Source organism: Streptomyces sp. STR69 (assembly GCF_024519455.1).
In the GTDB taxonomy this organism is placed as follows: Bacteria; Actinomycetota; Actinomycetes; order Streptomycetales; family Streptomycetaceae; genus Streptomyces.
The window spans coordinates 74,747-100,704 of the sequence record NZ_JALJRY010000030.1 but is presented as its reverse complement, the minus strand read 5'-3'; the positions used below and the strand labels follow the sequence as shown (position 1 = coordinate 100,704).

Sequence of the window (25,958 nt, the reverse complement as noted above, 5' to 3'; positions counted from 1 at the left end):
CGGAACTCGACGCTTCCGCAGGGTGGCCCGTCACCCACCGGGAGTGGTCTCAGTCACGCAGTCCGTTGAAGCGCCCCTGGTGGTAGAGGAGCGGTCGGCCGGAGTCGGCGTGCTCACCGAGGGCGACCTCGGCGATCACTATGCGGTGGTCCCCGGCGGGTACGCGCGCGACGACCCTGCACACCAGCCAGGCGAGCACGCCGTCGAGGACCGGGACACCCTCGGGCGCCTCGTGCCAGACGGTGGGCGCCCCGAACCGGTCGGCGCCGCTGCGGGCGAAGGTGGCGGCCAACCGCTCCTGGTGCTCGCCGAGTATGTGCACGCCGACATGGTCGACCCCGGATATCGCCGGCCAGCTGGACGCGCCGGTGCTGATCCCGAAGGACAGCATCGGGGGCTGGGCCGAGACGGAACTGAGGGAGGTGGCGGTGAAGCCGACCGGACCGGTCTCACCGCGCGCGGTGATCACCGCCACACCGGCCGCGTGCTGCCGGAAGACGGAACGCAGCAGGTCGGGAGAGGCGAGCTGAGAGGTGCCGAGATCGGGCGTGGCCGTCATGGGGCTGTCCTTCTTGGGGAGGCGACGAGCGGGACCGTGGCTGCTCAACAGCCCGGACAGCACGCGCTGGCGGTGCGTGCGAGGTCGACGTGCACCCGCCCGAAAAGAAGGAGTTCCGAAGGCATACGGTCAGGCTGACGATAGGTGGTGTGCGCAGTCAAGTACGTTCCGGCATATGGGAGATGGCTCACCGCTTCCGCCCGAATCGTCAAACCGCCTCCCCCAGGGCCGCGATGACATCCGCCTTGCGGGGGAGGCCGGTGGCGCGCCGCACGACCCGCCCGTCCGCGTCGAGCACCAGCACGGTGGGGGTCTTCAGGATGTCGAGTTCCCGTACGAGGTCCAGATGGTCCTCGGCGTCGATCTCGATGTGACTCACGCCGGGGACCATGCCGGCCACCTCGCCCAGCACCCGGCGCGTGGCCCGGCAGGGCGCGCAGAAGGCGCTGGAGAACTGCACCAGGGTGGCCTTCTCCCCGAGGTCGCCGCCCAACTCGGCGGCGCCGAGCCGTTTTCCGCCGTCGCGCCCGCGCACCCGTACCCTCCCGCTCCGCCGCCGATGAAGCACTCCGTAGGCGCTCGCCGCCGCGAGCACCACCACGCACACCACAAGTCCGGTCATCGACCCTTCCAGCGTTCACGAGACTGCAAAGATTCCCGGCACTCAGAATCCTTTCCGTTGCGGAATCCTTGATTCATGGACATCGACGTACGAGGACCGCGCTTCGGGGCGGCCCTGACGACCGCGGTGCTGGCGGTCGTGCTGGTCACCGGCAGCTTCTGGCTGCTGGCCTGGCAGACCCTGGCGTTCGCGCTGGGCGCGGCGGGCGGCGTGGGCCGTTCGCCGTACGGCTGGCTGTTCCGGAAGGCCGTACGGCCCCGGATCGGGCCGCCGACCGAGTTCGAGTCACCGGAGCCGCCGCGGTTCGCGCAGGCGGTCGGGCTGGTCTTCGCCGGGGTTGGTCTGGTCGGTTTCGGCCTGGGGCCCACCTGGCTGGGGCTCGCGGCAACCGGCGCCGCGCTCGCCGCCGCGTTCCTCAATGCCGCGTTCGGGTACTGCTTGGGATGCGAGATGTACCTGCTCGTACGCCGGGTGACGGTTCGCGCAGAGTAAAGGCAATTTAAAAGTCCGAGGTGGATCAAGTGATGGACGTGACGAGGATCTCGCCGTTCTACGGCACGAGGACTGGCCAGTCGTTCGTTCTTGGGGCACGATCTGCGCAATGCCGTAAACCTACGGCTGCGTAACTTTCCCGCCCGGAGAACCCCTTCCAGGCAGAGAGAAGGGTCCACCCCGTCCATGGCTGAGTTTGTCTACCGTCCCGTCGTCGGTCTCGCCCAAACGTTGTTCAAGGCCTGGGACCTCAAGATCGACTGCAAGGGAACGGAGAACATTCCGCGCTCGGGCGGCGCCGTGCTGGTCAGCAACCACATCAGCTATCTGGACTTCATCTTCGACGGCCTGGCCGCCCTGCCGCAGAAGCGCCTGGTGCGCTTCATGGCGAAGGAGTCGGTGTTCCGGCACAAGATCTCCGGTCCGCTGATGCGCGGCATGAAGCACATCCCGGTGGACCGCAAGCAGGGCGAGACCGCCTACCAGCACGCGCTGGAGTCGCTGCGGTCCGGCGAGATCGTCGGCGTCTTCCCCGAGGCGACGATCTCGCAGTCCTTCACCCTGAAGAGCTTCAAGTCCGGTGCCGCGCGCATGGCCCAGGAGGCCGGCGTCCCGCTGATCCCGATGGCGCTGTGGGGCACCCAGCGGCTGTGGACCAAGGGCCACCCGAAGAACTTCAAGCGCAGCCACACCCCGATCACCATCCGGGTCGGCGAGCCGGTGGAGGCCCCCCAGGACCAGTACGCGGGCGCGATCACCCGTCGGCTGCGCGAGCGCGTCCAGGAGCTCCTTGAGGCCGCCCAGCGCGCCTATCCGGTCCGCCCCAAGGGCCCGGACGACACCTGGTGGATGCCGGCCCATCTCGGCGGCACGGCACCCACCGCCGAAGAGGTCAAGGCGTCCGAGGCTCGCTGAATCGTCACACCGGGGCGTGGACGGTGATCTGCGCCCCGGGGCTGAACTTCTCCAGCAGTTCGGCGAGTTCGGCACCCGCGCGTTCCACCTCGGCGACGGGCATCGGCGCCAGACTCTCCAACAGGAAGACTGCGGACGTCGACTGCTCCGTGAGCCTGGTGCGCGGTCCCTGTCGCCAGTTCCAGCGGCGGCAGGTGACACCGGCCGCGTCCCGCCACACCACCTCGCCCGCGTCGGGGTGTTCGACGACCTCCTCGCCGCCCGCGACGGTCACGAACTCCTCGTCCCCGGTGGCCCGTTGGAGGGTCATGCCGCCCTGGATGCGGTCGATGTCCTCACCGCCCACGGGGATCAGGTACACGACGCTGATGGCGTTGTAGAGGTCGACCAGCACATTGATCCGGGGCAGTCCGGCGTCCGTGAGCGCCCTCTTGGCCAGCGCCTCGGCCGAGTTGCGGGTGCGCGAGGGCTTCGACCCGAACGCCGTGTACACCTCGCGCCAGGCCAGCATGTGCGGGTCCTCGTGCGGGGCACGACCGTCCAGCCGTACGGCCAGTCGGCGGGCCGCGTCGTCGAGGAGCGCCGAACTCGCTTCGGTGCTGGGCCCGTTGACCAGTCCGTGCGCCTCGATCGCGACATGCGTGAAACCGGGTGCGAGGGTGCGGACTTCGTCGGTCACGGTCAGGGTGAGCGTCATGAGGTGCCTCAGAGTGCGGTCGGGAGCGTCTGCCACAGGTGCGGCCGGTCGGGGGCGGCCTTCAGGGCGCTCAGGACGACCGGATGCGGTTCAGCATACAGGACCGGATAGTCCAGCTCATTGAACTCCGGATCGGGTACGAAGGCCAGCCGCTCGCCGTCGAGGGAGAACTGCGCGTCCACGCCCGGCTTGTTGCCGCGCGGATCCTGCCGGTGCCAGGCCCCGTTGAACCGCACGGCGACCAGCCCGTGCACCACGTCGAACTTCTGGTAGCACAGCGCCGTAGGGATGTCCTCGGCCCGCAACAGCGCGGCCAGCGCATGCGCCTTGGCGTAGCAGATGCCGGTGCCCTGCTCCAGGACGTCGGACGCCCGCCAGGTGACCCGCGGATCACCGGAGTCCTGCGAGTGGGGAATCCTGTCCCGCACGAACTCGAAGGCCAGCCGTGCATAGCCATACGAGTCCGCAGCACCCTTGGCGAGACGCGCGGCCGTCTCCCGGACGAGGGGGTGGTCGTGGTCGACGACCTCGTCAGCGGCCAAGTAGGCGGACAGATCGGGGGTGTTCTGGATCAGCTCCATGACTGGAGAGCATAGGAAAGCGATCACCCGAGAGTCAATGACTTTTCAGATGACCGCATACCTATGCAGCAATGCGAGGGGGTCGGCTACCGCGCCATCTCCTCCTTGAGCGCCGCCACGAACGCGTCCACGTCGTCCTCGGTCGTGTCGAAGCCGCACATCCAGCGGACGTCGCCGGCGGCCTCGTCCCAGAAGTAGAACCGGAAACGCTCCTGAAGACGCTCGCTCACGTCGTGCGGGAGGCGGGCGAAGACACCGTTGGCCTGCACCGGGTAGAGGATCTCCACACCGTGCACCGCGCGCACGCCCTCGGCGAGGCGCTGGGCCATCTCGTTGGCGTGGCGGGCGTTGCGCAGCCACAGGTCCTTGGCCAGCAGCGCCTCCAACTGCACAGAGACGAAGCGCATCTTGGAGGCGAGCTGCATGGACAGCTTGCGCAGGTGCTTCATGTGGCTGACGGCGTCCTGGTTGATCACCACGACCGCCTCGCCGAAGATCGCGCCGTTCTTCGTCCCGCCCAGGGAGAGGATGTCGACGCCGACCGCGTTGGTGAACGTCCGCATGGGGACGTCCAACGAGGCCGCCGCGTTGGCTATCCGGGAGCCGTCGAGGTGGACCTTCATGCCGCGCGCGTGGGCGTGGTCGCAGATCGCGCGGATCTCGTCGGGCGTGTAGAGGGTGCCGAGTTCGGTGCTCTGGGTGATCGAGACGACCTGCGGCATCGCACGGTGCTCGTCGTCCCAGCCGTACGCCTGGCGGTCGATCAGCTCGGGCGTGAGCTTGCCGTCGGGGGTGGGCACCGTGAGCAGTTTCAGCCCGCCCATGCGTTCGGGGGCGCCACCCTCGTCGACGTTGATGTGGGCGCTCTCGGCGCAGATCACCGCGCCCCAGCGGTCGGTGACCGCCTGGAGCGCGACGACGTTGGCGCCGGTGCCGTTGAAGACCGGGAAGGCCTCGGCCGTAGCGCCGAAGTGGCTGCGGATGATGCCCTGGAGGTGTTCGGTGTAGTCGTCCTCTCCGTAGGCGACCTGGTGGCCGCCGTTGGCGAGGGCGAGGGCGGCAAGTACCTCGGGGTGGGCGCCGGCGTAGTTGTCGCTGGCGAAGCCGCGGATCTCCGGGTCGTGGTGGCGCCGTGCGTCGGTCTTCGGAGGGTTCACGGCTTCTCGGTCAGCCACAGACGGTTTCCGTTCACTTCGGCGGCGGGCTTGTCCCAGACGCCGGCGATGGCCTCGGCGAGGTCCTTGACGTCGGTGAAGCCCGCGAACTTCGCGTTGGGGCGTTCGGCGCGCATCGCGTCGTGCACCAGCGCCTTCACCACCATGATGGCGGCGGCGGAGGTGGGCCCGTCCGCGCCCCCCGCCTTGCGGTAGCCGTCGGCCATCGCGAGGGTCCAGGCCTCGGCGGCGGCCTTCGACGCGGAGTACGCGGCGTTGCCCGCGGTCGGCTTGCTGGCGCCGGCCGCGCTGATCAGCAGGTACCGGCCGCGGTCGCTGCGCTCCAGGCCGTCGTAGAAGGCCAGGGAGGTGTGCTGCACGGTGCGGATGAGCAGCTTCTCCAGCAGGTCCCAGTCGGCGAGGTCGGTCTCGGCGAAGGTGGCGCTGCCGCGCCAGCCGCCGACGAGGTGGACGAGGCCGTCGACGCGGCCGAAGTCCTTCTCGATGTGCGCGGCCCAGTCGCGGGTGGCCTGCGGGTCGAGCAGGTCGACGGTGTCTCCAACGACGGTGGCGCCACCGTGCGCGTAGCGGGCCGCGTCCACGGCCTCCGCCAGGCGTTCGGGATGCGCGTCCGAGCCGACGACGGTCGCGCCCGCCTCCGCCAGCCGCAGCAGCACGGCGTGGCCGGCCGGCCCGCCCGCTCCGGCCACCGCGATCACCGCGCCGTTGAGCGCCCCGTTCCCCATGGTCCTCGCCTCCTGAGCCACTTCGGTCGTACGGTCGCTCACGCGGCGATCCGCTCGGCACTCTCCGCCGTGATGCCCCGGGTCGAGGCGATCACGTTCTTGAGCTTCTTGGAGAGGGCCTCATAGAACATGCTCAGCGGAAACTCGTCCGGAAGCACGTCATCCACGAGTTTCCGCGGCGGCTGGCTCAGGTCCAGGGCGTCGGGACCCTTGGCCCACTTGGAGCCGGGGTGCGGGGCGAGGTAGGTGGCGACCAGCTCGTAGGCCTTGAACCAGTGGACGAGCTTGGGGCGGTCGATGCCCGCGCGGTAGAGGTCCTCGATCTCGGCGCACAGCTGGTTGGTGACCTCTGGGGCGCGCTGCCAGTCGATGTGCAGCTTGTTGTCGGTCCAGCGGACGACGTCGTGCTTGTGGAGGTAGGCGAAGAGGAGCTGGCCGCCGAGTCCGTCGTAGTTGCGCACGCGCTCACCGGTGACGGGGAAGCGGAACATGCGGTCGCAGAGGACCGCGTACTGCACGTCACGGGCCTGCGGGACGCCGTCGGCCTCCAGCTTCACGGCCTCCTTGAAGGCGGTGAGGTCGCAGCGCAGCTCCTCCAGGCCGTACATCCAGAAGGGCTGGCGCTGCTTGATCATGAACGGGTCGAAGGGCAGGTCGCCGTGGCTGTGGGTGCGGTCGTGGACCATGTCCCACAGGACGAAGGCCTCCTCGCAGCGCTTCTGGTCGTCGACCATCGTGGCGATGTCCTCGGGCAGTCGCATGCCGAGGATCTCTACGGCGGCGTCGGTGACCCGGCGGAAGCGGGCGGCCTCGCGGTCGCAGAAGATGCCGCCCCAGGAGAATCGTTCCGGCGCCTGGCGTACGGCGATGGTCTCCGGGAAGAGCACGGCCGAGTTGGTGTCGTAGCCGGACGTGAAGTCCTCGAAGGTGATGCCGCAGAACAGCGGGTTGTCGTAGCGGGTCGCCTCCAGCTCGGCCAGCCAGTCGGGCCAGACCATGCGCAGGACGACCGCTTCGAGGTTGCGGTCCGGGTTGCCGTTCTGCGTGTACATCGGGAAGACGACCAGGTGCTGGAGTCCGTCCCGGCGGTTCGCGGCGGGCTGGAAGGCCAGCAGCGAGTCGAGGAAGTCGGGCACGTGGAAGCCCTCTTCGGCCCACAGTTCAAGGTCCCTGACCAGCGCGCCATGATAGGCGGCATCGTGCGGGAGCAGCCACGAGAGCTCCTCGACGGCACCCGTCACCCGGCGTACGGCGTACTCGACCTCCGCGCGGTCCGGGGCACCCTCGGCCGTGAAGTCGATCGACCCGTCCTTGGCCTGCCATGGCCGGATCCGCTCCACGGCATCCTTGAGCACGGGCCATGCCGGATGCTCCACCACCCTGGTCACGGGAGGAACCTGCTCCTCCGAACCCACCTGCACAAGAATTTCCGTCATGTCACTTCCTCCACGGGAGAACCCAGCGTATGGAAACCGTATACATATGTGGTTTCTCCCAGCAAGGGGATCTTCGGGAAATTATCCTGCCGACCCCTGCTCGTGACCGAACTTTTTCCTGCCGGAAACCGTGAAGGCCGCCGAAGAGACATCGCGCGGCTACCCAGGGAGCGGGGCGTCGAAACCGGCCACCCGTCAATCACCCCGGGACTCGCCCACCCCGGGATGACCGTCCCTGCCGGTGCCGCGCAGGTCGGCCGCTCCTGTCTCCCCGTTCGTCCGTGTACGTGCGGGTCCATCGCCGGGCCCGGCCGTTAGGCTGCGGCTCTGCCGCGTGGACGCCGATGTCCGGCCGCGCCGCGCGCGCGTGCCGAGCCGCCGTCGACGGAAGCGAGTCGAACCTTGAACTTCCTCACCATCGGTCACCGCGGAGTCATGGGTCTCGAACCCGAGAACACTCTCCGTTCCTTCGTCGCCGCCGAGCAGGCCGGCCTCGATGTCATCGAACTCGATCTGCATCTGAGCAGGGACGGCGCCCTCGTCGTCATGCACGACGCCGACGTGGACCGTACGACCGACGGGACCGGTCCGATCGCCGAACGGACCCTCGACGAGCTGCGCACCCTGGACGCGGGCCGCGGCGAGCACGTACCCACCTTCGACGAGGTGCTGGACGCCGTCCGGTCACCGCTCCAGGCAGAGATCAAGGACCTGGCGGCGGCACGGGCGCTGGCCGAGGTCATGCACCGACGGGACCTGGTCGGACGGGTCGAGGTGTCCTCGTTCCACGACGAGGCGATCACCGAGATCGCCCGCCTGGTGCCCGGCGTGCGCACCGCGCTGATCGCGAGCCGCTTCGGCCCCGACGTGGTGGAGCGCGCCACCGAGGCCGGTGCCGAAACGGTCTGCCTCAACATCCGCAGGCTGACCCTGGAGGTCGTCGAGGCGGCCCGCAAGGCGGACCTGAAGATCATCGGCTGGGTGGTGAACACCCAGGACCAGCTGCGGCTCGTACGCGCCCTGGGCCTGGACGGCGCGACCACCGACTACCCGGAGATCAAACGCACGGGCCGCTTCACGGCGTGAGCCTCACACCAACGGCTTGACCAGCAGCTCGAACTGCAGGTCGTCGCGCTGCGGAATGCCGAACCGCTCGTCGCCGTACGGGAACGGGGTCATCCGGCCCGTACGGCGATAGCCGCGGCGCTCGTACCAGGCGATGAGGTCGTTCCGTACGGAGATCACGGTCATGTGCATCTCCCCCACTCCCCAGGTCTCCCTGGCCGTGCGCTCCGCCTCCGCGATGATGACCTTGCCGAGCCCGCCGCCCTGGAGCTGCGGGCTGACCGCGAACATCCCGAAGTAGGCGTGGTCGCCGCGGTGTTCGAGCTGGCAGCAGGCGACGACCTGACCGTCCCGTTCGACCACCAGCAGTCGGCTGTCGGGCGACTTGACGACCGCGAGCACGCCTTCGGGGTCGGTCCGCTGCCCTTCGAGGATGTCCGCCTCGGTGGTCCACCCGGCCCGGCTGTCGTCACCCCGGTAGGCCGACTCGATCAGCACGACGAGGGCGTCCACATCGGCGTCGGTGGCGTCGCGGAAGGTCAGTCCGGTGGCGGCGGTGTCCATGGTGCACAACTCCGATCAGGGGCGCGGCTCGGGCAGAGACGAGAGTAACGCGGCCACGAAGACTAGGCTCCGGCCGCATGGTGCACGTACTGAGCAGCCGTATCCTGCTGCGCCCGACCGATCCCGACCGCTCCCGCGCCTTCTACGGCGAGCAGTTGGGGCTGCCCGTCTACCGGGAGTTCGGCACGGGGGTGGAGCGCGGGACCGTCTACTTCCTCGGCGGCGGGTTCCTGGAGGTCTCCGGACGCTCCGACACCCCGCCCTCGCCCGCCGTACAGCTGTGGCTGCAGGTCGCGGACGCGGGGGCCGCGTACGAGGAGTCGCGGGCGAAGGGGGTCGAGATCGTACGGCCGCCGGTGAAGGAGCCCTGGGGGCTGGTGGAGATGTGGGTGGCGGATCCGGACGGGACGCGGATCGTGCTGGTGGAGGTGCCGGCGGATCATCCGCTGCGGTACCGGCCGGGGATCTAGGCCTACGGCGGGCAGGGTGCCCTTCCGTGCCGGTTGGCCGGGGTCGCGGCCCGGGCTTAGCGTGCTGGGAGGGGTACTTCCTGCGGAAGGAACGCCATGAAGCTCGACAGGCCGGTGACCGGCGGGCCCTGCTGGGTCGAGCTCGGGACCAGTGATCTCGATGCGGCCAAGCGGTTCTACGCGGACGTGTTCGGCTGGCGTCCGGAGACCGATCCCCGGCAGGAGGCGGGCGGCTACACGGTCGCGCACATCGGGGACGCGGCGGTCGCCGGTCTGGCGCCCCTGTTCCAGGAGTCGCAGCCGGTGGCGTGGAACGTGTCGTTCGCGGTGGCGGACGCCGACAGGGCCGCGGAGCGGGTGCGTACGGCGGGCGGGACGCTGTTGACGGAGCCGGCCGACGTGTTCGACATCGGGCGCTTCGCGGTCGCCCTGGACCCGGGCGGGGCCGCGTTCCAGATGTGGCAGGCGCGGGCCTTCCCCGGCGCCGGGCTGTTCAACTCGCCCGGCGCGCTGGGCTGGGTGGAGCTGCTGACGCGGGCGCCCGAGCGGGCCGAGGCCTTCTACACGAACGTGTTCGGCTGGACCGTCCGGCCCTCGGCGCACTACCCGCAGTGGGGCATCGACGGCGCCGACTTCGGCGGCATGATGGCGATGGACGACAAGTTCCCGCTTGAGGTGCCTCCGCACTGGCTGCCGTACTTCGCGGTGGCCGACGTCCACGCGACCGCCGCCGCGACGACCGCGGCGGGCGGCACGGTCCTCATGGAGCCGCATTCCATCGCCGACGTACGGCGGATCGCGGTGCTGCGGGATCCGCAGGGGGCGGTGTTCGGGGTGCACGGGGCGGGCGCGGAGGGCTGAGCCCGTCGTTCGCCCGCCCGCCGCACGCGGTCAAGCCAGCGGTGTCACCGTCACCTGGTCGATCACGGGGGCGTACGCGGAGCGCTGACCGTACTGGTTCCTCGACCGGCCGTCGTGGTCCGGGAGTTCGTCGGCGGTGAAGGTGAGGGTGTTGGCGCCCTCGTCGAGGGTGACGGGGACGGTCAGGTCGTGGAAGTTGTTGAAGTGGAAGGTCGTGGGGAACAGGACGCGCTGTGGGGCGGCCCCGTTGACCCCGATGTCCGCGTGGCGGCAGACCGGGTCCGGGTTGTAGTGGGTGGCGGGCGCCTGCTCGCCGTTGGAGTAGCGGATCGTGAGCGCGTGCCGGCCGGCCCGCTCCGCCGTCACGGTGAGGGTGAGGGCGTTCCCGGGTCCGGCGCCGATGCCGTCGACCGCCTTGCCGCCGGTGGCGAACGTGTGGGCACCGGTGACCCGGGCACTGCCGGTCGTGATGCCCTCCTCGGCCGGGTAGGTCGAGGTGGGCAGGAGGCCGCGTGACGGCGCTGTCCGGAGGCGGTCGAGGACGAGGTCGTCGGAAGCGGCGGTGATGGTGATCTTGTTGATGCCCGATGCGAGGAAGAGGGGCACGGAGGATCGTTCGACAATCCCCACGTTCTCACCGTTGATCGTCAACTCGCCCTCCCCGGGCCCGATCCGGTCGACCGTCACCGTCGCCTCCCCGTAGTCCGCCGCGTGCACCCAGAAGGTCGCGGTGCCACCCCGCGGCAGTACGGCGACACCGGGGCCGGAGGCACCTCGGATCGTGTAGTCGACACGAGCACCACCCTCCAGAACGGCGAACTCGGCGTCGTACAACGCGAACCCGGCCTCCTGGTCGTCGCGGAGGGTGAGGTCGAGCTTGTCGACGACCGCGTCGCCCCGCGTGACACCGAGGTCGGCGTCCTTGGCGGCGAGGGTGATCGTGTGCGCACCGGCGGTCAGTTCGACGCGAGTGTCGGTGTGGCCCCACACCGCCCACTTGTAGCCGAGCGGCAGCCGGAGTTCGCGCGGTTGGCGGCCGTCGACGCGGAGGAAGACATTGGTGGGTCCCTGCTCGCGCACCGCGTCGGCCAGGTTGTACGAGTTGGCGAAGACGCTCACGTCGTACGTCCCGTCCTGCGGGACTTCGACGGAGAAGGCGAGCACGCCGTCGGAGCCGGTGCGGAGGCCGCCCACGTGGTAGCCGGTCGACGTGGCGAACTTGTCGACGTCGGACGGGGACCCCTCGGGCCCGTTCAGGGACCGGCCGCCACCGAGGTAGGTCGCGTCCTCGGCCTGATACGTCCGGCTCCAGCCGACCGAGGGCGCCAGCGCTACGGCCCCCTCGCCGCCCGGGGACAGGATCACCTGGTACGCCGACATCTCCTCCAGGTCCGTCAGACGGAGCGTCACTTTGCCGTTCATGACGGGGAGTTCACGGTCGGCGAGCCGCAACGGCGGTGCGGAGGCGCCGACTTGTCCCGTCCAGGGGATCTCCAGGAGCCGCGCGTGAACGGTCGTACCGAAGACCTCGGGGTCGACGTGCTCGAACACGACGTCCGCCGAACCGCCCGCGCCGCCGAAGAGCACCCGCGCCTGCCGCTTGTCCCGGTCGAGTGATGCGACGCCCTGGAGTGTGTACTGCACGTTCGGGTGGGGTGCGGTGACCCGGACGGTGTTGCCCGTGAACTGGCCGTAGGCGTTGAACAGCCACCACTGTCCGTTGCCCTTGTTGGCCTCGACCGCCGAGTCGTTGAGGTTGCCGTCGATGTTCCAGTACGCCATGTCGGCGTCGACCTTGGACTCCTCGATCGCGGCGATCCACTGGATCATCTGCCCCGGGACGGACAAGTGGTAGTTGTGGGCGTACTCGTTGATGTTGACGGGGAGTGGGCCGATGCCCAACTCCCGTTCCAGAGCCCGGTACTTGGCGACGTTCGTGCGGATCTCGTCCGGCGAGGACAGTTCGTGCCAGGTGACGATGTCGGGCAGTACGCCCTCGGCCTCGGCGAACTGCAGGAAGCCCTTGACCTCGTCGTACAGCTCGCAGGTGTTGGGGCCGGCGATGCGGGCGTCGGGGTCGAGGTCCTTGATCAGGCGGTAGATGTCACGCCACGCGGTGAAGTAGGCGCGTGGGTCGGTGTGCCAGGAGGTCCCGTCGTAGCTCCACTCCCCCGTGCCGAACATGTTGCCCTCGGGTTCGTTGAACGGGACGTACACGACATGGGACCCGTACGCGCCGAGCGCCAGTACCTGTTCGACGTGCCTGCGGACGCGCGCCGTGAAGTCGGCGAGGCGCTCGGGGCCGGTGGCGCCGGGCCATTCGTAGGGGAAGCCGCGGTAGATGTCGGTCAGGTAGACGTAGACGTCCTTGCCACCCGCCTCGACGAAGGGGCGCAGCATCTCCAGGGCGTCGGCGCCCGGGTGCTGGGTGCCGTCCTGGGCCTTGGTGGAGACCGTGCGGACGTACATGCCCTCGACGACGTTGCGGCTGGGGACACCGTCGCCGTAGAGGCCGTAGAGCGTGCCGCTCGCGCCTCCGTGGAAGGGGCCCGTGTCGGTGCCGAGGTCGATGGTGAGCTTCCCGGAGGTGGGGGCGGCGGAGGCTTCGGCTGCCACGGCATCAATCCCTTGTTCGACATGTCGTACGACAGCCGGTGTCCCGAACCGACCTGGTCGAACGTAGGGAGATCACCCGGCCCACGTCAACGGTCCGTCACCGCTCGCATACGGCGGCTCAGACGCGCAGCACTCCCAGCCGGCCTTCCAGCTGGGCCAGCAACTCACCGAGCAGGGTGGCGAGTTCGCCCTGTCCGGGGGTGTCGAGACCGGCGAGCACGGTGGTCTCGTAGGCGAGCTGCTCGGGCAGGATCGCGTCGACGAGGTCGCGGCCGGCGTCCGTGAGGCGGACGTGGGCGACGCGGCGGTCGCGGGTGTCGCCGCGGCGCTCGACCAGTCCGCGTTCGGTGAGCTGCTTGAGGCGCTTGGTGACGGCGGCACCCGAGGAGAAGGTCTCCCGGGTCAGGTCGCTCGGCGTCAGTTCGTGCCCGGTGCGGCGGAGCGCGCCGAGCAGGTCGAACTCAGGACGGCTGAGCCCGGCCCGGCGCAGCGGCGCGTCCTCGGCCTGCTGGAGCAGGGCGGCACACCGGTTGATACGGCCGATGATCTCCATCGGTCCGGTGTCGAGATCGGGGTGCACGGCCTGCCACTGCCCGACTACGGCGGCGACGGTGTCGTGGCGGGGCGCGCTCGGCGAGTGGTCGTGCCGGGCCGTATCCGGAGAGGCACCGTTTCCGTCCGCCGGCCGTCCGTTCATTGACGTCATCCCCGTACGCCCTCCGTCTTCCTGCCCGTGCGCCGATCCGCGGTCGGCCAGGAGTGCGGCCCCCGGCGTCGTACCGTCGCGGCGAGCGTACGGTGTCCGGACTGCTCGGCGAGCACGACCCGCTCCTGGGGCAGAGCGCGCTGCCACCACTCGCCGGACGCGGCGTCGACGGTGGCCCGCAGTTCGACCAGGGCGGCGGCGAGCGCGCGGTGCGCGGAATCCAGGGCTCCGGGGGCGGGAACGGGCTCACACAGGAGTCGCGCGGCCCGGCCGCGCGCCCCATCGACCGCGGTCAGCGCCTCCTCGACACGGTCGGTCGCGCGCCGGTTGGTGACGGTAACCGCGGCCACGAGGCCGACCAGGGCGCCGACGAGGGTGTCCACGACCCGCTCGGTGATCAGCTCCCCGGACTGCTGGGTCCGGGCGAACTCGGTGATGAGCAGCGCCATCGGGGTCACGCAGACGCTGCCGAGCCAGTAGTTGCGGCCGATCAGCGCCTCGGCGCCGAAGTTGAACGCGAGGCAGCACAGCACGAGGGCCGCCGGACGGGCGTGCGCGAGCGGTGCCACCCCGGCGAAGACGAGCACGCCCAGGAGGTTTCCGACGACCCGCTGCACTCCCCGGCCCCAGGTGAGGGTGATGTTGACCTGGTAGAGGGAGGCGGCGGTGACGAGGGCCCAGTAGGGACGGCCCACGCCGAGCGCCAGGGAGGCGTAACCCGCGAGGGCACAGCCGATCCCCGTGCGCAGCACGAGGGGGGCGAGCGGGCCGAGCCTGGTCCACAACGGGCGGGCGGAGGTGGCGAGTTCGGCGTCCACACCGAGCAGTTCGGCCACGGCACTCACTGGATCGTCGGTCCGAGGGACCGGTCCGCTGCCGCGCAGTTCGCGGGCCCAGATGCGAAGCAACTCCGGGTCGGTGTCCGCGGGCGCGGCGAGGGCGACCTCGGCACGGACGACGAGACGTTCGAGGGAGCGGCGGGGCTCGGTGCGGGCACCCGTGGCGAGCAGGGACTGCCAGGCTGCCTGGATGGCCGCTGCCGTTGCGGCACGCGCGCGTGCGTGGCCGTCGCCGGTGCCGTGGGTGACGGCGTACACGGCGGCGGCGTCCAGCGCCTGGGCCGTGGCGCGGCGCTCGGGGCCGTGGGGCCGGACGAGGCCGGGTGCCATGCCGACGAGCCACGCCCAGACGCCCGCCACGGCGGCGAGCGCGAGGTGACCGGGGATCTGGGCGAGTGTCTGCGGCGCGAAGAGCGAGGCGGAGCTGATGAAGGTGAGGACGACGTTGCCGGGCGGGCCGATCCGGGTCGCGTCGCACAGGCCCTTCTGTACGGCGGCCAGGGCGGCGCCGACCGTGACCAGCACGACGGCGTTCGTGGTGAGGGAGGCGGTGACCAGCGCGACGGCGAGACCGCCGATCATCCCGAGCACCACCCAGAGCAGGGCGCGGGCCCGGGCGGCGTAGGGCTTGTTGTGGGCGTAGAGCGCGCACAAGGAGCCGGCCATCGTGTACATCGCCAAGTCGAGGCGGCCCAGGGCGAGCAGGGCCAGGTTGGGCGGGGCGACGGACGCGACCACGCTGAGCGCGGGCTTGAACCAGATGTCGGAGGGCCGGCCGAGACGGAGCACACCGGCGAGCGGAAGGCGTCGGACGCGCGGGGTGGGGGCGGGGGTCGCACTGCTCATGAAGGGCAAGTTTAGCAGGTATTTTACTCGTAAAACACATCCCGGAACGCACCTCCGACCTGCCGCACTCCGCCGAGTGCTCCCCATGTACACCGTTGCGCTCGATTGCGCCCCGTGTGGCACGGGCAACCTGTGACCGATCGTCTACGAAGAGTGAGAACAAGGGTGGAACGGGGGGATGCGCATGCACGGACCGGCTTCGCCCGGCTGGCTGCTGGTCGCGCTCTGCGCCGCGACCGGGGCGTACTGCCTGTTGCGGATGCGCAGCCCCGTCGAGGAACAGCGACGGGCCGCCGGCGGCGAGGCGCTGATGGGCTTCGGGATGGCCGCCATGGCCGTGCCCGCCGCGGTGTTCGCACCGCCGTCGTGGGCCTGGCCCGGCTATGCGGCGGTCTTCGGCGCGGCGGCGCTGCGCGCCCTGTGGACCGCGCGCAGGAGCCCGCACCATGTGCACCATCTGCTGGGCACCGCCGCCATGGTCTACATGGCGCTCGTGATGGGCGCCTCCCCCGGTCACCACCATGAGCACGAGGGCTCCGGAGTCCCGCTCGTGACAGGTGTGTTGCTCCTCTACTTCGTGGGATACGTGCTGCTGTCGGGCATACGACTGGTGCCCGTCACCGGCGCGGCCGTCGGCGACGGCGGGAGTGTCGGGTGGGGCGACCGGCCGGAGTTGGCTCGGGCGTGCCGGCTGTCGATGGGGATCGCCATGGTCGCGATGCTGTTGACGCTCTGAGGATCCGGGAATCCAGGAATCCGGGGCACTGTACGAAATCGTGGTCTGCGTCACTTTGCCGTAACAAGCCGTACCCCTGATCACCGCGGCGCTCATAGGGTGCTCCCATGATGGTCCCCGCGGCACTGTTGCTGCTCGGCGCCTTGGCCGCCGTCGTCGCCCCACGGCTGCTCGCCCGGGCCGACTGGCCGGACCACGAGCCGGTGCTCGCGCTGTGGGTGTGGCAGTGCGTCGTGGCGGCCGTCCTCCTGTGCTGCGCCCTGTCGATGACGTTGAGCGCCGCCGCCGCGTGGCAGGCGGTGCGCGGCCACGTCTTCGCCAACGCCCCGCACGCCGTTCTGGACGCCTATCCCCTTGTGACCACCGGGCCTTGGGCCGCGGCGACCGCGGTGGCCCTCGCGTGCGGCGGGGCGTGGACGGTGGCGATGCTGGTCCGTGAGGTCGTACGGGCCCGGTCGCGCCGTCGGCGGCGGAGGGCCGAACTCCTCGTCCGCGCACCGCTGTTGCCCGGCGAGGAGCCGGGCGCCGAGCCCCTGGTCGTACTGGAGGGCGAGCGGCCGGACGCGTGGTGGATGTCCGGCCCCGCGCCTCAACTGGTCATCACCACAGCCGCGTTGCGCCGACTCAAGGGACGGCAGCTGGACTCCCTGCTCGCCCACGAGCAGGGGCACGCACAGGCCCGGCACGACTGGTTGCTGCACTGTTCGGCCGCGTTGGCGACGGGGTTCCCGCAGGTTCCGGTGTTCGCCGCGTTCCGGGACGAGATGCACCGCCTGGTCGAACTCGCCGCAGACGACATGGCCTCCCGCCGCTTCGGCCGCCTCACGACCGCGCTCGCACTCGTCGAACTCAACGAGGACCGTGGGGTGTTCGGGCCGTGCCCGACCCCGCATGCCCATGTCCCGCAGCGGGTGCACCGGTTGCTCACACCTCAGGACCGGCTCACGCCGACGCGCCGCCTGGGACTGACCGCCACGGCGGCGCTGGTGCCGGTGATTCCGGTGCTGGTGGCCTTCGTACCGGGGCTGCGGGCGCTCGGCTGAGATCGGCATGGATCGGCGAGGATCGTTGTATGCACTGTCCGTCCCGCCCGACCCACCGGCACACCACCGTCGCCCTGGCCCTGGCCCTGTGCTCCACGCTGCTTCTCACCCTGGTCGCGGTGGAGTGGCGTCCGCTGATCGACCTCGACAGCCGGATCGCCGTAACGACGCACCGTTGGGCGGTCGAGGACCACAGGGTGACGCAGGTGTGCCGCATCCTGACGGACTGGGTCTGGGACCCTCTCACCCTGCGCCTTGTATGTGCGGCCACCATGGTGTGGCTGGTGTGGCGGCGTTCCGCATGGTGGACGGCACTATGGCTGGCGGCTACATGTGCGCTTGGCACACTGCTGCAGCAGACCCTGAAGGCACTGGTCGACCGCCCCCGCCCGGTGTGGCCCGACCCCGTCGACTCCGCCCACTACGCGGCCTTCCCTTCGGGCCACGCCATGACCGCCACCGTGGTCTGCGGCCTCCTCCTGTGGCTGCTCCACCGCTACGACGCCGGACGTGCCGTGTGGCGTACGGCCGTGACTCTGGCCGTGATCTCCGTGGCGGGTGTGGGACTGACCCGTGTGTGGCTGGGTGTGCACTGGCCGTCGGACGTGTTGGGCGGCTGGGTTCTGGGGGCGTTCGTGGTGGCAGTGGCTGTCGGAGGGTACGAACGGCGGTGGGTGTGAACGGCTGAGTAAGATCACCGCATGAGTGCCGTCCTCTTCGACTTCTCCGGAACCCTCTTCCGTATCGAGTCCACCGAGTCCTGGCTGCGTGCCGTACTGCGGGAGACCGGGATCGCGCTGCCCGAGCCGGAGTTGGCCGAGGCGGCGCGGGCGCTGGAGTCGGCGGGGGCGATGCCGGGTGGGGCGCAGCCGGAGCGGCTGCCCGCGGAGTTCGCCGAGATGTGGGCGATCCGGGACCAGAGCGCGGAACTGCACCGGGCCGCGTACACCGGCGTCTCCCGCCAAGTCCCGCTCCCCGACCCGGCGTTGCACGACGCGCTGTACGACCGGCACATGACGCCGGCCGCCTGGACGCCGTACCCGGACGCGGAAGTCGTGCTGCGGACACTGCGCGAGCGTGGCATCGGCGTGGGCGTGGTGAGCAACATCGGCTGGGATCTGCGGCCGGTGTTCCGCGAGCACGGCCTCGACACCTACGTGGACACGTACGTGCTGTCGTACGAACACGGCGTTCAGAAGCCGGACCCGCGGCTGTTCGCGGTCGCCTGCGAGGCGCTCGGGGCCGACCCGAAGGATGTACTGATGGTCGGCGACGAGCGACGCTCGGACGGCGGGGCGGCGGCCCTGGGCTGCGGGGTGCACTTCGTGGACCACCGCCCGGTGACCGAACGGCCGGACGCCCTGCGCCCCGTGCTCGACCTGGTCGGTCAGGGCTGAGCCGAGGCCGACCTCCGGCCCCAGCCCAAGGGTCGGCCCCCGCAGCCCGCCCCCAAAGTCACCCCTGATACCCCTCCACCTCGGACTCCGGGCGCACCCGCGCCTCGTCCGGGTTCTCGCCGAACTCCACCTTGGCGCGGCGCTGCCTCAACAGGTCCCAGCACTGGTCGAGTTCGCGTTCCAACTGGCCGAGGCGCTGGTGCTCCGTGCTGCTGTCGATCGTGCCGGAGGCCAGGGCCTCCCGGAGCTTGCGCTCGTCGTCGACCATCTCGTTGATCCGCGCGAAAATCTGCTGGTCCTGGTCCATGCCCGTGCGCCTCCTCGGCTCGTCACCCGTGCCCACTCTAGGGACGGATCACGTGCCGTGCGACAGATGTGCGAGAAGGCGGCGCCGGACGCCCGGCCAAAGGTCGCCCCAGGTAACCATTGGGGTGAAAAGGAGCCGCCCGCCTGAGACGATCCCCCGCGTCGCCCCAGACGGACGGCAGCATTCGCCGGGCCCCCGCGATGGGGACCCGTACGCCCTGAGTATAGTTGGCTGATAGCCAGTCAACGCAGGAGTTACAGCATGTCCCCGCGAAGCGCCTCGGTCAATGAAGAGTTGCGACGGCGTTCCCGGGAGCGGCTTCTGCAGGCTGCGGTCGAGCTGGTCGGTGAGCGCGGCTTCGAGGCCACGACCTTGGGTGACATCGCGGACCGGGCCGGTTCGGCGCGCGGACTGGTGTCGTACTACTTCCCAGGAAAACGCCAGCTCGTGCAGTCCGCCGTGCACCGGCTGATGCACCGGACGCTGGAAGAAGCGCTGGAGCGCGAGCCGCGCACCACCGACGAGCGGGAGCGCATGGCGCGGGCCATCGACGCGATCCTGGGCCTCGCGCACGACCGGCCCGTGCTGATGCGCCAGCACATGGCGGGGCTGCTCCAGGGTGAGGGCTTCGTGCAGTGCCCGGAGCAGCGACGCCTGGCCGAACTGCTCGGGGAGACGATCGCGCGGTACAGGTCGGGGAACAACCCGTCCGACTACCCGATGCTGCGGGCCCTCCTCATGGGCGCGGTCTACGCGGCGCTGGTGCCCGGGGTACCGATGCCGATCCCGGTGCTGCGCACCGAGTTGTTCGAACGGTACGGGCTCGACTGGGAGTTGGGGATCCCGCCCGAGGCCGGCACACCGCGCTCGGCGGCCGACACGGACCTCTCACGGTTCTTCGCGACGGACGACCGGTCCGCGGAAGAGCACAACGGGGAGCCTTCCGACGCCCAGCCCAGCCGTCGCCCCAACTCGTCGACTCCAACTCACCGGCTCAACGCCTCGCATGACGAGGTGTCAGATAGCCCGCGTCGCGCGCCTGGGAGATGAGTCGGAGCGAGCGGCGTCGGCTGTGTCCGGTCGCGCACATCACCGCGAGGACGGGATCGACACCCTCCTCCTGTGCGGCGCGGTACTCCTGGGCGACCAGCCACCGCCCCTCGATGCCGCGCGGCCAGGGCGGCCGGGCCCGGCGCGCTCCACCCGGCTCCGCTCCCTCCTCCCCCTCGTACACGTGCCCCGGTTCGAGGCCGCACGCTTCGAAGAGCGGTCCCTCGATCCAGTCGGCGAGCACCGTCAAGTCGTCGAGGGACAGAGCCGGTTGGGCCCGTACGTCCTCGACGGAGACGCCCCGGTCGGAGACCACGGCGAGTGCGTCGACCCGGGCGCCGTCAGTGAAGGCCAGCCGGACGTGGAACCACGAGGTGGCTCCGGCGTGCTCCTGCACTTCCCACGCGGGCCACACGGACACCGCGCCGTCCTCCGGGCAGCGATCGGAAAGATTAACAAAGGATGCTTCTAGCACACACGCAACGTAACCGCATGATCACATTCCATACGAACGGACACGCGCGCCCCCGTCTCGTACGGGTACGCACGGCACCCTGTCAGCGGAGCCCCGGTGGTGGGACCCTGGAGTTGCCAGCGGTCTGGCGAGTCAGCGATCTCCTGCGTGCCTGACGGGTGAGGAGTTCCGCCGTGCTGCGTGTCGCCGTGGTCGGTTCCGGGCCGAGCGGGGTCTATACCGCCCAGAGCCTGGTCCAGCGCGAGCCCGGAGCGCTGGTCGACGTCCTGGACCGGCTCCCGTGCCCGTACGGTCTGGTGCGCTACGGCGTGGCGCCGGACCACGAGAAGATCAAGTCGCTGCAGAACAATCTGCGGACGGTACTGGAGCACGAGCGGGTGCGGTTCCTGGGCGGGGTGGCGGTGGGGCCCGGCGGACTGGCCACCGCGCGGCTGCGGGAGCTGTACGACGCGGTCGTGTACTGCGTGGGTGCCGCCACCGACCGCCACCTGGGGATTCCCGGCGAGGAGCTGCCGGGCAGCTGGTCGGCCACCGAGTTCGTGTCCTGGTACAGCGCCCATCCGGACTCCGCCGCCGGCGGTTTCGTGCTCGGCGCGCGCTCGGCCGTCGTCATCGGCGTGGGCAATGTCGCGGTGGACGTCACGCGGATGCTGGCGCGCGGCGCGGCCGAGCTGAGCCGCACCGACATACCGCAGGCGGCGCTCACCGCGCTGGCCGCGAGCGGGGTGTCGGACATCCACATGGTGGGCCGGCGCGGCCCTTCGCAGGCCCGCTTCACCACCAAGGAGCTGCGCGAACTGGGCGGCCTGCCGGACACCGAAGTGACCGTGGATCCCGCCGAGTTGGCGCTCGACCCGGACTGTCTTGACCCCGCCGCCCTGCCCGCCGCGCAACGCCGCAACGTGGAGACGCTGCGCAACTGGGCGACCCTGCCTCCCTCGGGCGCCGCACGCCGTATCCGCCTCCGCTTCTTCCTCCGTCCCGTCGAACTCCTCGCCGACGCGGGGCGGGTGGGCGCGGTGCGCTTCGAACGGACCGCGCCGGACGGGCACGGCGGGGTGCGCGGCACGGGTCAACTGGAGGACATCGAGGCGCAGTTGGTGCTGCGTTCGGTGGGCTATCGCGGGGTGCCGCTGGACGGGCTGCCGTTCGACGCCGAGCTCGGCGTCGTGCCGCACCGGGCCGGCCGCGTCCTGCGTGAGGGGATGCCCGCGCCCGGCGAGTACGTGGCCGGCTGGATCAAGCGGGGCCCGACCGGTGTCATCGGCACCAACCGCCCGGACGCCAAGGAGACGGTGACGTCCCTGCTGGAGGACGCCCCCATGCTCGTACGGCACGAAGCCTCGGAGGACCCCCTCCTCGCGCTGCGTGCCGAGGGGGTCAAGCCGGTCGAGTGGGCCGGCTGGGAGGCCATCGAGCGGGCCGAGGCGGAGCTGGGGGCCTCGCTCGGGCGTGGCGGCGTGGTCAAACTGCCTGGCTGGGAGGCTCTTCGGGAGGCGGTGCGCGCGTCGCGCGCCTAGCGGATGGGCATGACACACGGCGGCAACAACTCAGAAATCAACAAACTGTTCAAGGCGCTTACGGTCTCGTGCTGTCCACATGTTTCTCCCCCTCCCCGCCTCCCTCCCTCTCCGCCGCTCAGGAGTGCCCATGGCAGCGACCACACCCGTGCATCCCGTCGACGAGGTCCCACCCGTACGGCAGTTGGCCGCCTTCGGGCTGCAGCATGTCCTCGCGATGTACGCGGGCGCGGTGGCGGTTCCGCTGATCGTCGGCGGGGCGATGAAGCTGTCGGCCGCCGATCTGGCGTATCTGATCACCGCCGACCTGCTGGTGTGCGGTATCGCGACGCTCATCCAGTGCATCGGCTTCTGGCGGTTCGGGGTGCGGCTGCCGATCATGCAGGGCTGTACGTTCGCCGCCGTGTCGCCGATGGTGCTGATCGGTACGACGGGCGGCGGACTGCCCGCGATCTACGGTTCCGTGATCATCGCGGGGCTCGCCATCGCGCTCCTGGCACCGGTGTTCGGCAAGCTGCTGCGCTTCTTCCCGCCGCTCGTGACCGGCACGGTGATCCTGATCATCGGTCTGTCGCTGCTGCCCGCGGCGGGCAACTGGGCGGCGGGCGGCCAGGGTTCGAAGGACTTCGGTGAACCGAAGAACCTGGCGCTCGCGGCCTTCGTGCTCGTGGTCGTCCTGGGTGTTCAGCGGTTCGCGCCCGCGTTCCTGAGCCGGATCGCGGTGCTGATCGGTATGGCCGTGGGGCTGGTGGCCGCGGTGGTGTTCGGGTTCACGGACTTCAGCGGGGTCGGGGACGCCGACTGGGTCGGCATCAGCACGCCGTTCCACTTCGGTACGCCCACCTTCCATGCCTCGGCGATCGTGTCGATGCTGGTGGTGGCGCTGGTGACGATGACCGAGACGACCGGTGACCTGATCGCGGTCGGCGAGATGACCGACCGCAGGATCGAACCGCGCTCCCTCGCGGACGGCCTGCGCGCCGACGGCCTCTCCACCGTCCTCGGCGGCGTCTTCAACACCTTCCCGTACACGGCGTACGCCCAGAACGTCGGCCTCGTCGGCATGACCCGGGTCCGCAGCCGCTGGGTCGTCGCCGTCGCCGGCGGCATCCTCGTCGTCCTCGGTCTGCTGCCCAAGCTGGGCGCGGTCGTCGCGGCGATACCGGCACCGGTGCTCGGCGGCGCGGGCCTGGTCATGTTCGGCACGGTCGCCGCGAGCGGTATCCGCACCCTGACCCAGGTCGACTTCAAGGACAACCACAACCTCACCGTCGTCGCCGTCTCGGTGGCCGTGGGCATGCTGCCGGTCGGCGTGCCGACGGTGTACACGCAGTTCCCTGACTGGTTCCAGACGGTGATGAACAGCGGCATCAGCGCGGGCTGCCTGACGGCGATCGTGCTGAACCTGGTCTTCAACCACCTTTCGGTGAAGGGCAGTTCGTCCGCCGCCCCCGCCACCGCGAAGGAGCCGGTCGTCTAACGCAGCAATCGGGCGGGGACCGTCGCGGCCAGCACGCCGTACCCCGCCGGATTGAGATGCAGCCGGTCGCCCACCTGGAGGGACTCCACCAGACGGCGGGGGTCGGCCGGATCGCGTACGGCGCGGTCGAAGTCGATGACCGCGTCGAAGTGGCCGCTCGTCCGGATCCAGGCGTTGACCGCCCGGCGGGTGAGCTCGCGCTCGCCCGCCGGGTCGTCGTAGGTGTTGCCGCCGAAGGGGAGCAGGGTCCCGCCGTAGACGCGGATGCCCTGCGCGTGGGCGCGGACGACGATCTGGTCATAGGCGGCCAACAGGTCTTCGGTGAGCTGGTGTTGGGCGGCGGGGGTCGCGTCCGCGGTGCCGATGTCGTTGACGCCCTCGAAGACGACGAGGCGAGTGACTCCGCTGCGGGAGAGGACGTCGCGGTCCAGGCGGGCGAGGACGTTGGGGCCGAGGCCGTCATGGAGGACCCGGTTTCCGCCCGCCGCCTGGTTCAGGATCGCTACGTCGGCGGTGGCGGGGTGGGCGCGGAGGCGGTCGTGGAGCTGGTCGGGCCAGCGGTTGTTGGCGTTGGTCGTGGAGCCTCGGCCGTCGGTGAGCGAGTCGCCCAGGATCGCCACGGCCGTGGTGGTGCGCGGGGCCAACACCTCGACGTCGCTCAGCAGATACCAGTGGTCGACCGGGGTCGCACCGGGCAGGTCCTCGTCCTGTGCGCGGTCTCCGAGCTGGAGGTACGACGTCGTGCGCGAGCCCGGGTGCGAGGTGAGCGCGAGCGAGGGCTGGCCCGTCGCCAGGTAGGTCGTCACCGTCAGGACGGACGCGGCGGACAGGTCCAAGTCCATTGGATCCGAGACCAGTTGGGCACCCACCGGGACGGTCGCCGACCCGCGTCCGGCGAACGTGACCGGCCTGCCGCTGCCGGGCACGATCGCGCTCGCGCCCGCCCTGCCGTCCTGCGGGAGCGCCACCACCACGGCGGTGAGTGGCAGTGGGGTGTCGCCGTAGGCGTTGGAGAAGCGCAGGCGCAGCGTCCGGCCTCCGGTGGTGACGCGGAGCGTCTGTCGGAGCGTGGTGTCGACCAGGACCGACCTGGTCCCGGTGAAGGGTGCGGGCGGCAGGTTGCCGGGCTCGGTGAGCTGGGGCATCGCCGTCCAGGTGTTCACCCAGTGCGAGCCGGTGCGTGTCGAACTGCCCTCGACACGCACCGAGTTGGGGACTGACAGCGCCGAGGCCGTGGCGCCGATCACGGTCCGTCTCGTGACGTGCACGGAATCCACCTTCCCCGGGAAGGAGTTGAGAGCGAAGGGCGCCGGAGTGTGGGTCAACCGACCGTGCAGGCTGTCCCGTTGAGCATGTACGCGGTGGGTGCCGCGCTGTTGCCGGTGTGGTTCGCCTGGTAGCCGATGGTCACGCTCGCGTTCGGGGCGATCGTGCCGTCGTACGACGCGTTGGTGGCCGTCACCGTGCCGGAGGCCGGGGCGTAGGTGGCGCCCCAGCCGTTGGTGATGGTCTGGCCGGTGGGCAGGGTGAAACCGAGCTGCCAGCCATTCACCGTGCTCGTACCGGTGTTGGTGATCGTCACGGAGGCGGTGAGGCCGGTGTTCCAGGCGCTGGTCGTGACCGTCACCTTGCAGGGGCCGGTCGAGGGCGGGGGCGTGGTGCCGCCGCCGGAGAGGCCGAAGAAGGTGAGGACGCGGGCGCCCATGCCGTAGGTATAGAGGTTGTGGGTGACGCCCTGGAGGCTGATCGCCTCGACGGGGGCCCGGTCACCGGTGGCGCCGTAGCGGGTGCGGGTCCAGCCCGTGGCCGGGGAGTCGGTGGCGGCCGGGGTCTGGCCGACGCCCAGCACGTTCGTCCACTGTTTGATCTCCTCGCCGAAGTTGGGGTAGCGCAGGGTGTCGTCGGCGGTGCCGTGCCACAGCTGCATCCGGGGGCGGGCGCCGGTGTAGCCGGGGTCGGCGCCGCGCACCAAGTCGCCCCATTCCTGCGGGGTGTGGGTGACGGTGCCGTTGGCGCAGGCGGTGTTCCACTCGGAGCCGTCGGTGGTGGCGAAGCAGCCGAACGGTACGCCGGCGAAGGCGGCGCCGGCCGCGAAGACGTCGGGGTAGTCGCCGAGCAGGACGTTCGTCATCATCGCGCCGGAGGAGATGCCCAGGGCGAAGACGCGGCTCGGGTCGGCGGAATAGGCGCTCTTCACCCAGTCGACCATGGACTTGATGCCGACCGGGTCGCTGCCGCCGTCGCGGTGCAGGGCCTGGGACGAGGAGACGTCGAAGCACTTGCTGGCGCGGGTGACCGACGGGTAGACGACGATGAACCCCAACTGGTCGGCCAGCGAGGCGTATTCGGTGCCGGAGTACATCGCGGGGCCCGATCCCCCGCAGTAGTGCACGGCCACCACGACCGCCGGGTGGGCGGTGACGGCGGCCGGGACGTACACGTACATCTGCAGGTTGCTCGGGTTGGTGCCGAAGCCGGTGACCTCGGTGAGGGTCGCGGTGGGGACGGCCTCGGCGCGGGCGGCGGCCGGGGGTGCCAGGAGGGTCAGGGCCGCGAGCAACGGCACCAGCGCTCCGAAGAGGGCGACGAGTACCGAACGCGGCTTCTTCCGGGCGGACTTGAGGGTGTTGTCGGCGGCTGTGGGGCGCACGTCATCGTCCCTTCCTGATCGCGGCTCGTGCGGCTCGTGCGACGTCGTTCGGGTGGGAACCATCGGCATCGTGACATGGACATGAGCCCCATGGAAGCGCTCCCACGCTTCGAATAGTTTCGCGCGGAGCG

General features: G+C 70.4%; 27 protein-coding genes. 12 read left to right on the top strand and 15 right to left on the bottom strand.

Annotated features, from left to right (window positions below; all coding sequences use genetic code 11):
- Positions 1-49: 49 nt before the first annotated feature.
- Together OC490_RS39245 and OC490_RS39240 are read right to left on the bottom strand one after the other, a co-directional pair.
- Positions 50-559 (bottom strand): flavin reductase family protein, encoded by a 510-nt coding sequence (locus OC490_RS39245; RefSeq protein WP_262062822.1) that lies wholly within the window; start codon positions 557-559, stop codon positions 50-52.
- Between the two features lie 208 nt (positions 560-767).
- On the bottom strand, positions 768-1,181 hold the full coding sequence (locus tag OC490_RS39240) for a TlpA family protein disulfide reductase (protein WP_262062821.1): 414 nt from the start codon (positions 1,179-1,181) through the stop codon (positions 768-770).
- Between the two features lie 75 nt (positions 1,182-1,256).
- Between OC490_RS39240 and OC490_RS39235 the strand changes: the two genes are divergently transcribed.
- On the top strand, positions 1,257-1,673 hold the full coding sequence (locus OC490_RS39235; RefSeq protein WP_200711505.1) for a DUF4395 domain-containing protein: 417 nt from the start codon (positions 1,257-1,259) through the stop codon (positions 1,671-1,673).
- A gap of 186 nt (positions 1,674-1,859) precedes the next feature.
- A complete protein-coding gene (locus OC490_RS39230) occupies positions 1,860-2,588 on the top strand; it encodes a lysophospholipid acyltransferase family protein (RefSeq protein ID WP_262062820.1) in 729 nt (242 codons plus the stop codon).
- Between the two features lie 4 nt (positions 2,589-2,592).
- On the opposite strand, the gene OC490_RS39225 is transcribed toward OC490_RS39230, so the two are convergent.
- The 5 genes from OC490_RS39225 to OC490_RS39205 all read right to left on the bottom strand — a co-directional run bounded on the left by OC490_RS39225 (position 2,593) and on the right by OC490_RS39205 (position 7,202).
- Positions 2,593-3,285, bottom strand: a complete 693-nt coding sequence (locus tag OC490_RS39225) for a B3/4 domain-containing protein (protein WP_262062819.1) — start codon at positions 3,283-3,285, stop codon at positions 2,593-2,595.
- An 8-nt stretch (positions 3,286-3,293) separates the two neighbouring features.
- Entirely contained in the window at positions 3,294-3,866 is a 573-nt protein-coding gene (locus OC490_RS39220) for a transglutaminase domain-containing protein (protein ID WP_262062818.1), read from the bottom strand.
- Positions 3,867-3,952: 86 nt separating this feature from the next.
- Positions 3,953-5,023, bottom strand: coding sequence for a threonine aldolase family protein (locus OC490_RS39215; RefSeq protein WP_262062817.1), 1,071 nt, complete (start codon positions 5,021-5,023; stop codon positions 3,953-3,955).
- Positions 5,020-5,766, bottom strand: a complete 747-nt coding sequence (locus OC490_RS39210) for an SDR family NAD(P)-dependent oxidoreductase (RefSeq protein ID WP_262062858.1) — start codon at positions 5,764-5,766, stop codon at positions 5,020-5,022. Before OC490_RS39210 ends, OC490_RS39215 begins: the two co-directional genes overlap by 4 nt.
- A 38-nt stretch (positions 5,767-5,804) precedes the next feature.
- Positions 5,805-7,202, bottom strand: coding sequence for a DUF6421 family protein (locus OC490_RS39205; protein ID WP_262062816.1), 1,398 nt, complete (start codon positions 7,200-7,202; stop codon positions 5,805-5,807).
- Between the two features lie 402 nt (positions 7,203-7,604).
- Here OC490_RS39205 and OC490_RS39200 point away from each other — a divergent pair, with 402 nt between their 5' ends.
- Positions 7,605-8,288: a glycerophosphodiester phosphodiesterase gene (locus OC490_RS39200; protein ID WP_262062815.1), complete on the top strand. Its 684-nt coding sequence runs from the start codon at positions 7,605-7,607 to the stop codon at positions 8,286-8,288.
- Between the two features lie 3 nt (positions 8,289-8,291).
- On the opposite strand, the gene OC490_RS39195 is transcribed toward OC490_RS39200, so the two are convergent.
- Complete coding sequence (locus OC490_RS39195) at positions 8,292-8,831, bottom strand: GNAT family N-acetyltransferase (RefSeq protein WP_262062814.1); 540 nt, start codon at positions 8,829-8,831, stop codon at positions 8,292-8,294.
- 77 nt (positions 8,832-8,908) lie between these two features.
- Here OC490_RS39195 and OC490_RS39190 point away from each other — a divergent pair, with 77 nt between their 5' ends.
- Positions 8,909-9,301 carry a VOC family protein gene (locus OC490_RS39190; RefSeq protein WP_262062813.1) on the top strand — a complete coding sequence of 131 codons (393 nt, stop codon included), beginning with the start codon at positions 8,909-8,911 and terminating at the stop codon, positions 9,299-9,301.
- 96 nt (positions 9,302-9,397) lie between these two features.
- Entirely contained in the window at positions 9,398-10,162 is a 765-nt protein-coding gene (locus tag OC490_RS39185) for a VOC family protein (protein WP_262062812.1), read from the top strand.
- A gap of 30 nt (positions 10,163-10,192) precedes the next feature.
- On the opposite strand, the gene OC490_RS39180 is transcribed toward OC490_RS39185, so the two are convergent.
- From OC490_RS39180 to OC490_RS39170, 3 genes are all read right to left on the bottom strand, one after another.
- Positions 10,193-12,778 (bottom strand): cellulosome protein, encoded by a 2,586-nt coding sequence (locus OC490_RS39180; RefSeq protein WP_262062811.1) that lies wholly within the window; start codon positions 12,776-12,778, stop codon positions 10,193-10,195.
- 118 nt (positions 12,779-12,896) lie between these two features.
- The gene (locus OC490_RS39175) at positions 12,897-13,484 is read right to left on the bottom strand and encodes a MarR family winged helix-turn-helix transcriptional regulator (RefSeq protein WP_262062810.1); all 588 of its coding nucleotides are present in this window, start codon (positions 13,482-13,484) and stop codon (positions 12,897-12,899) included.
- Entirely contained in the window at positions 13,481-15,169 is a 1,689-nt protein-coding gene (locus OC490_RS39170; protein ID WP_262062809.1) for an FUSC family protein, read from the bottom strand. Before OC490_RS39170 ends, OC490_RS39175 begins: the two co-directional genes overlap by 4 nt.
- A 184-nt stretch (positions 15,170-15,353) precedes the next feature.
- Here OC490_RS39170 and OC490_RS39165 point away from each other — a divergent pair, with 184 nt between their 5' ends.
- The 4 genes from OC490_RS39165 (at position 15,354) to OC490_RS39150 (ending at position 18,345) form a co-directional block, all read left to right on the top strand.
- Positions 15,354-15,905: a DUF5134 domain-containing protein gene (locus tag OC490_RS39165; RefSeq protein WP_262062808.1), complete on the top strand. Its 552-nt coding sequence runs from the start codon at positions 15,354-15,356 to the stop codon at positions 15,903-15,905.
- 107 nt (positions 15,906-16,012) lie between these two features.
- A complete protein-coding gene (locus tag OC490_RS39160; protein ID WP_262062807.1) occupies positions 16,013-16,948 on the top strand; it encodes a M56 family metallopeptidase in 936 nt (311 codons plus the stop codon).
- Positions 16,949-16,977: 29 nt separating this feature from the next.
- Positions 16,978-17,628: a phosphatase PAP2 family protein gene (locus tag OC490_RS39155; RefSeq protein ID WP_262062806.1), complete on the top strand. Its 651-nt coding sequence runs from the start codon at positions 16,978-16,980 to the stop codon at positions 17,626-17,628.
- A gap of 21 nt (positions 17,629-17,649) precedes the next feature.
- Positions 17,650-18,345 carry an HAD family hydrolase gene (locus OC490_RS39150; RefSeq protein ID WP_262062805.1) on the top strand — a complete coding sequence of 232 codons (696 nt, stop codon included), beginning with the start codon at positions 17,650-17,652 and terminating at the stop codon, positions 18,343-18,345.
- 58 nt (positions 18,346-18,403) lie between these two features.
- Here the strand turns inward: OC490_RS39150 and OC490_RS39145 are convergent, their stop codons facing one another.
- Positions 18,404-18,652, bottom strand: a complete 249-nt coding sequence (locus OC490_RS39145) for a DUF2630 family protein (RefSeq protein ID WP_262062804.1) — start codon at positions 18,650-18,652, stop codon at positions 18,404-18,406.
- A gap of 261 nt (positions 18,653-18,913) precedes the next feature.
- On the opposite strand from OC490_RS39145, the gene OC490_RS39140 reads away from it, so the two are divergent.
- Entirely contained in the window at positions 18,914-19,702 is a 789-nt protein-coding gene (locus OC490_RS39140) for a TetR/AcrR family transcriptional regulator (RefSeq protein ID WP_262062803.1), read from the top strand.
- Here the strand turns inward: OC490_RS39140 and OC490_RS39135 are convergent.
- Complete coding sequence (locus OC490_RS39135) at positions 19,647-20,123, bottom strand: DUF6214 family protein (RefSeq protein WP_262062802.1); 477 nt, start codon at positions 20,121-20,123, stop codon at positions 19,647-19,649. The two genes, OC490_RS39140 and OC490_RS39135, sit on opposite strands and share 56 nt — an antisense overlap.
- A gap of 227 nt (positions 20,124-20,350) precedes the next feature.
- Between OC490_RS39135 and OC490_RS39130 the strand changes: the two genes are divergently transcribed.
- Both OC490_RS39130 and OC490_RS39125 read left to right on the top strand, forming a co-directional pair.
- Entirely contained in the window at positions 20,351-21,697 is a 1,347-nt protein-coding gene (locus OC490_RS39130; RefSeq protein ID WP_262062801.1) for an FAD-dependent oxidoreductase, read from the top strand.
- Between the two features lie 130 nt (positions 21,698-21,827).
- Entirely contained in the window at positions 21,828-23,177 is a 1,350-nt protein-coding gene (locus OC490_RS39125) for a nucleobase:cation symporter-2 family protein (RefSeq protein WP_262062800.1), read from the top strand.
- On the opposite strand, the gene OC490_RS39120 is transcribed toward OC490_RS39125, so the two are convergent.
- A complete protein-coding gene (locus OC490_RS39120; protein WP_410099231.1) occupies positions 23,174-24,445 on the bottom strand; it encodes an SGNH/GDSL hydrolase family protein in 1,272 nt (423 codons plus the stop codon). The two genes, OC490_RS39125 and OC490_RS39120, sit on opposite strands and share 4 nt — an antisense overlap.
- A gap of 53 nt (positions 24,446-24,498) precedes the next feature.
- A complete protein-coding gene (locus tag OC490_RS39115; protein ID WP_262062799.1) occupies positions 24,499-25,827 on the bottom strand; it encodes a PHB depolymerase family esterase in 1,329 nt (442 codons plus the stop codon).
- Positions 25,828-25,958: the final 131 nt, after the last annotated feature.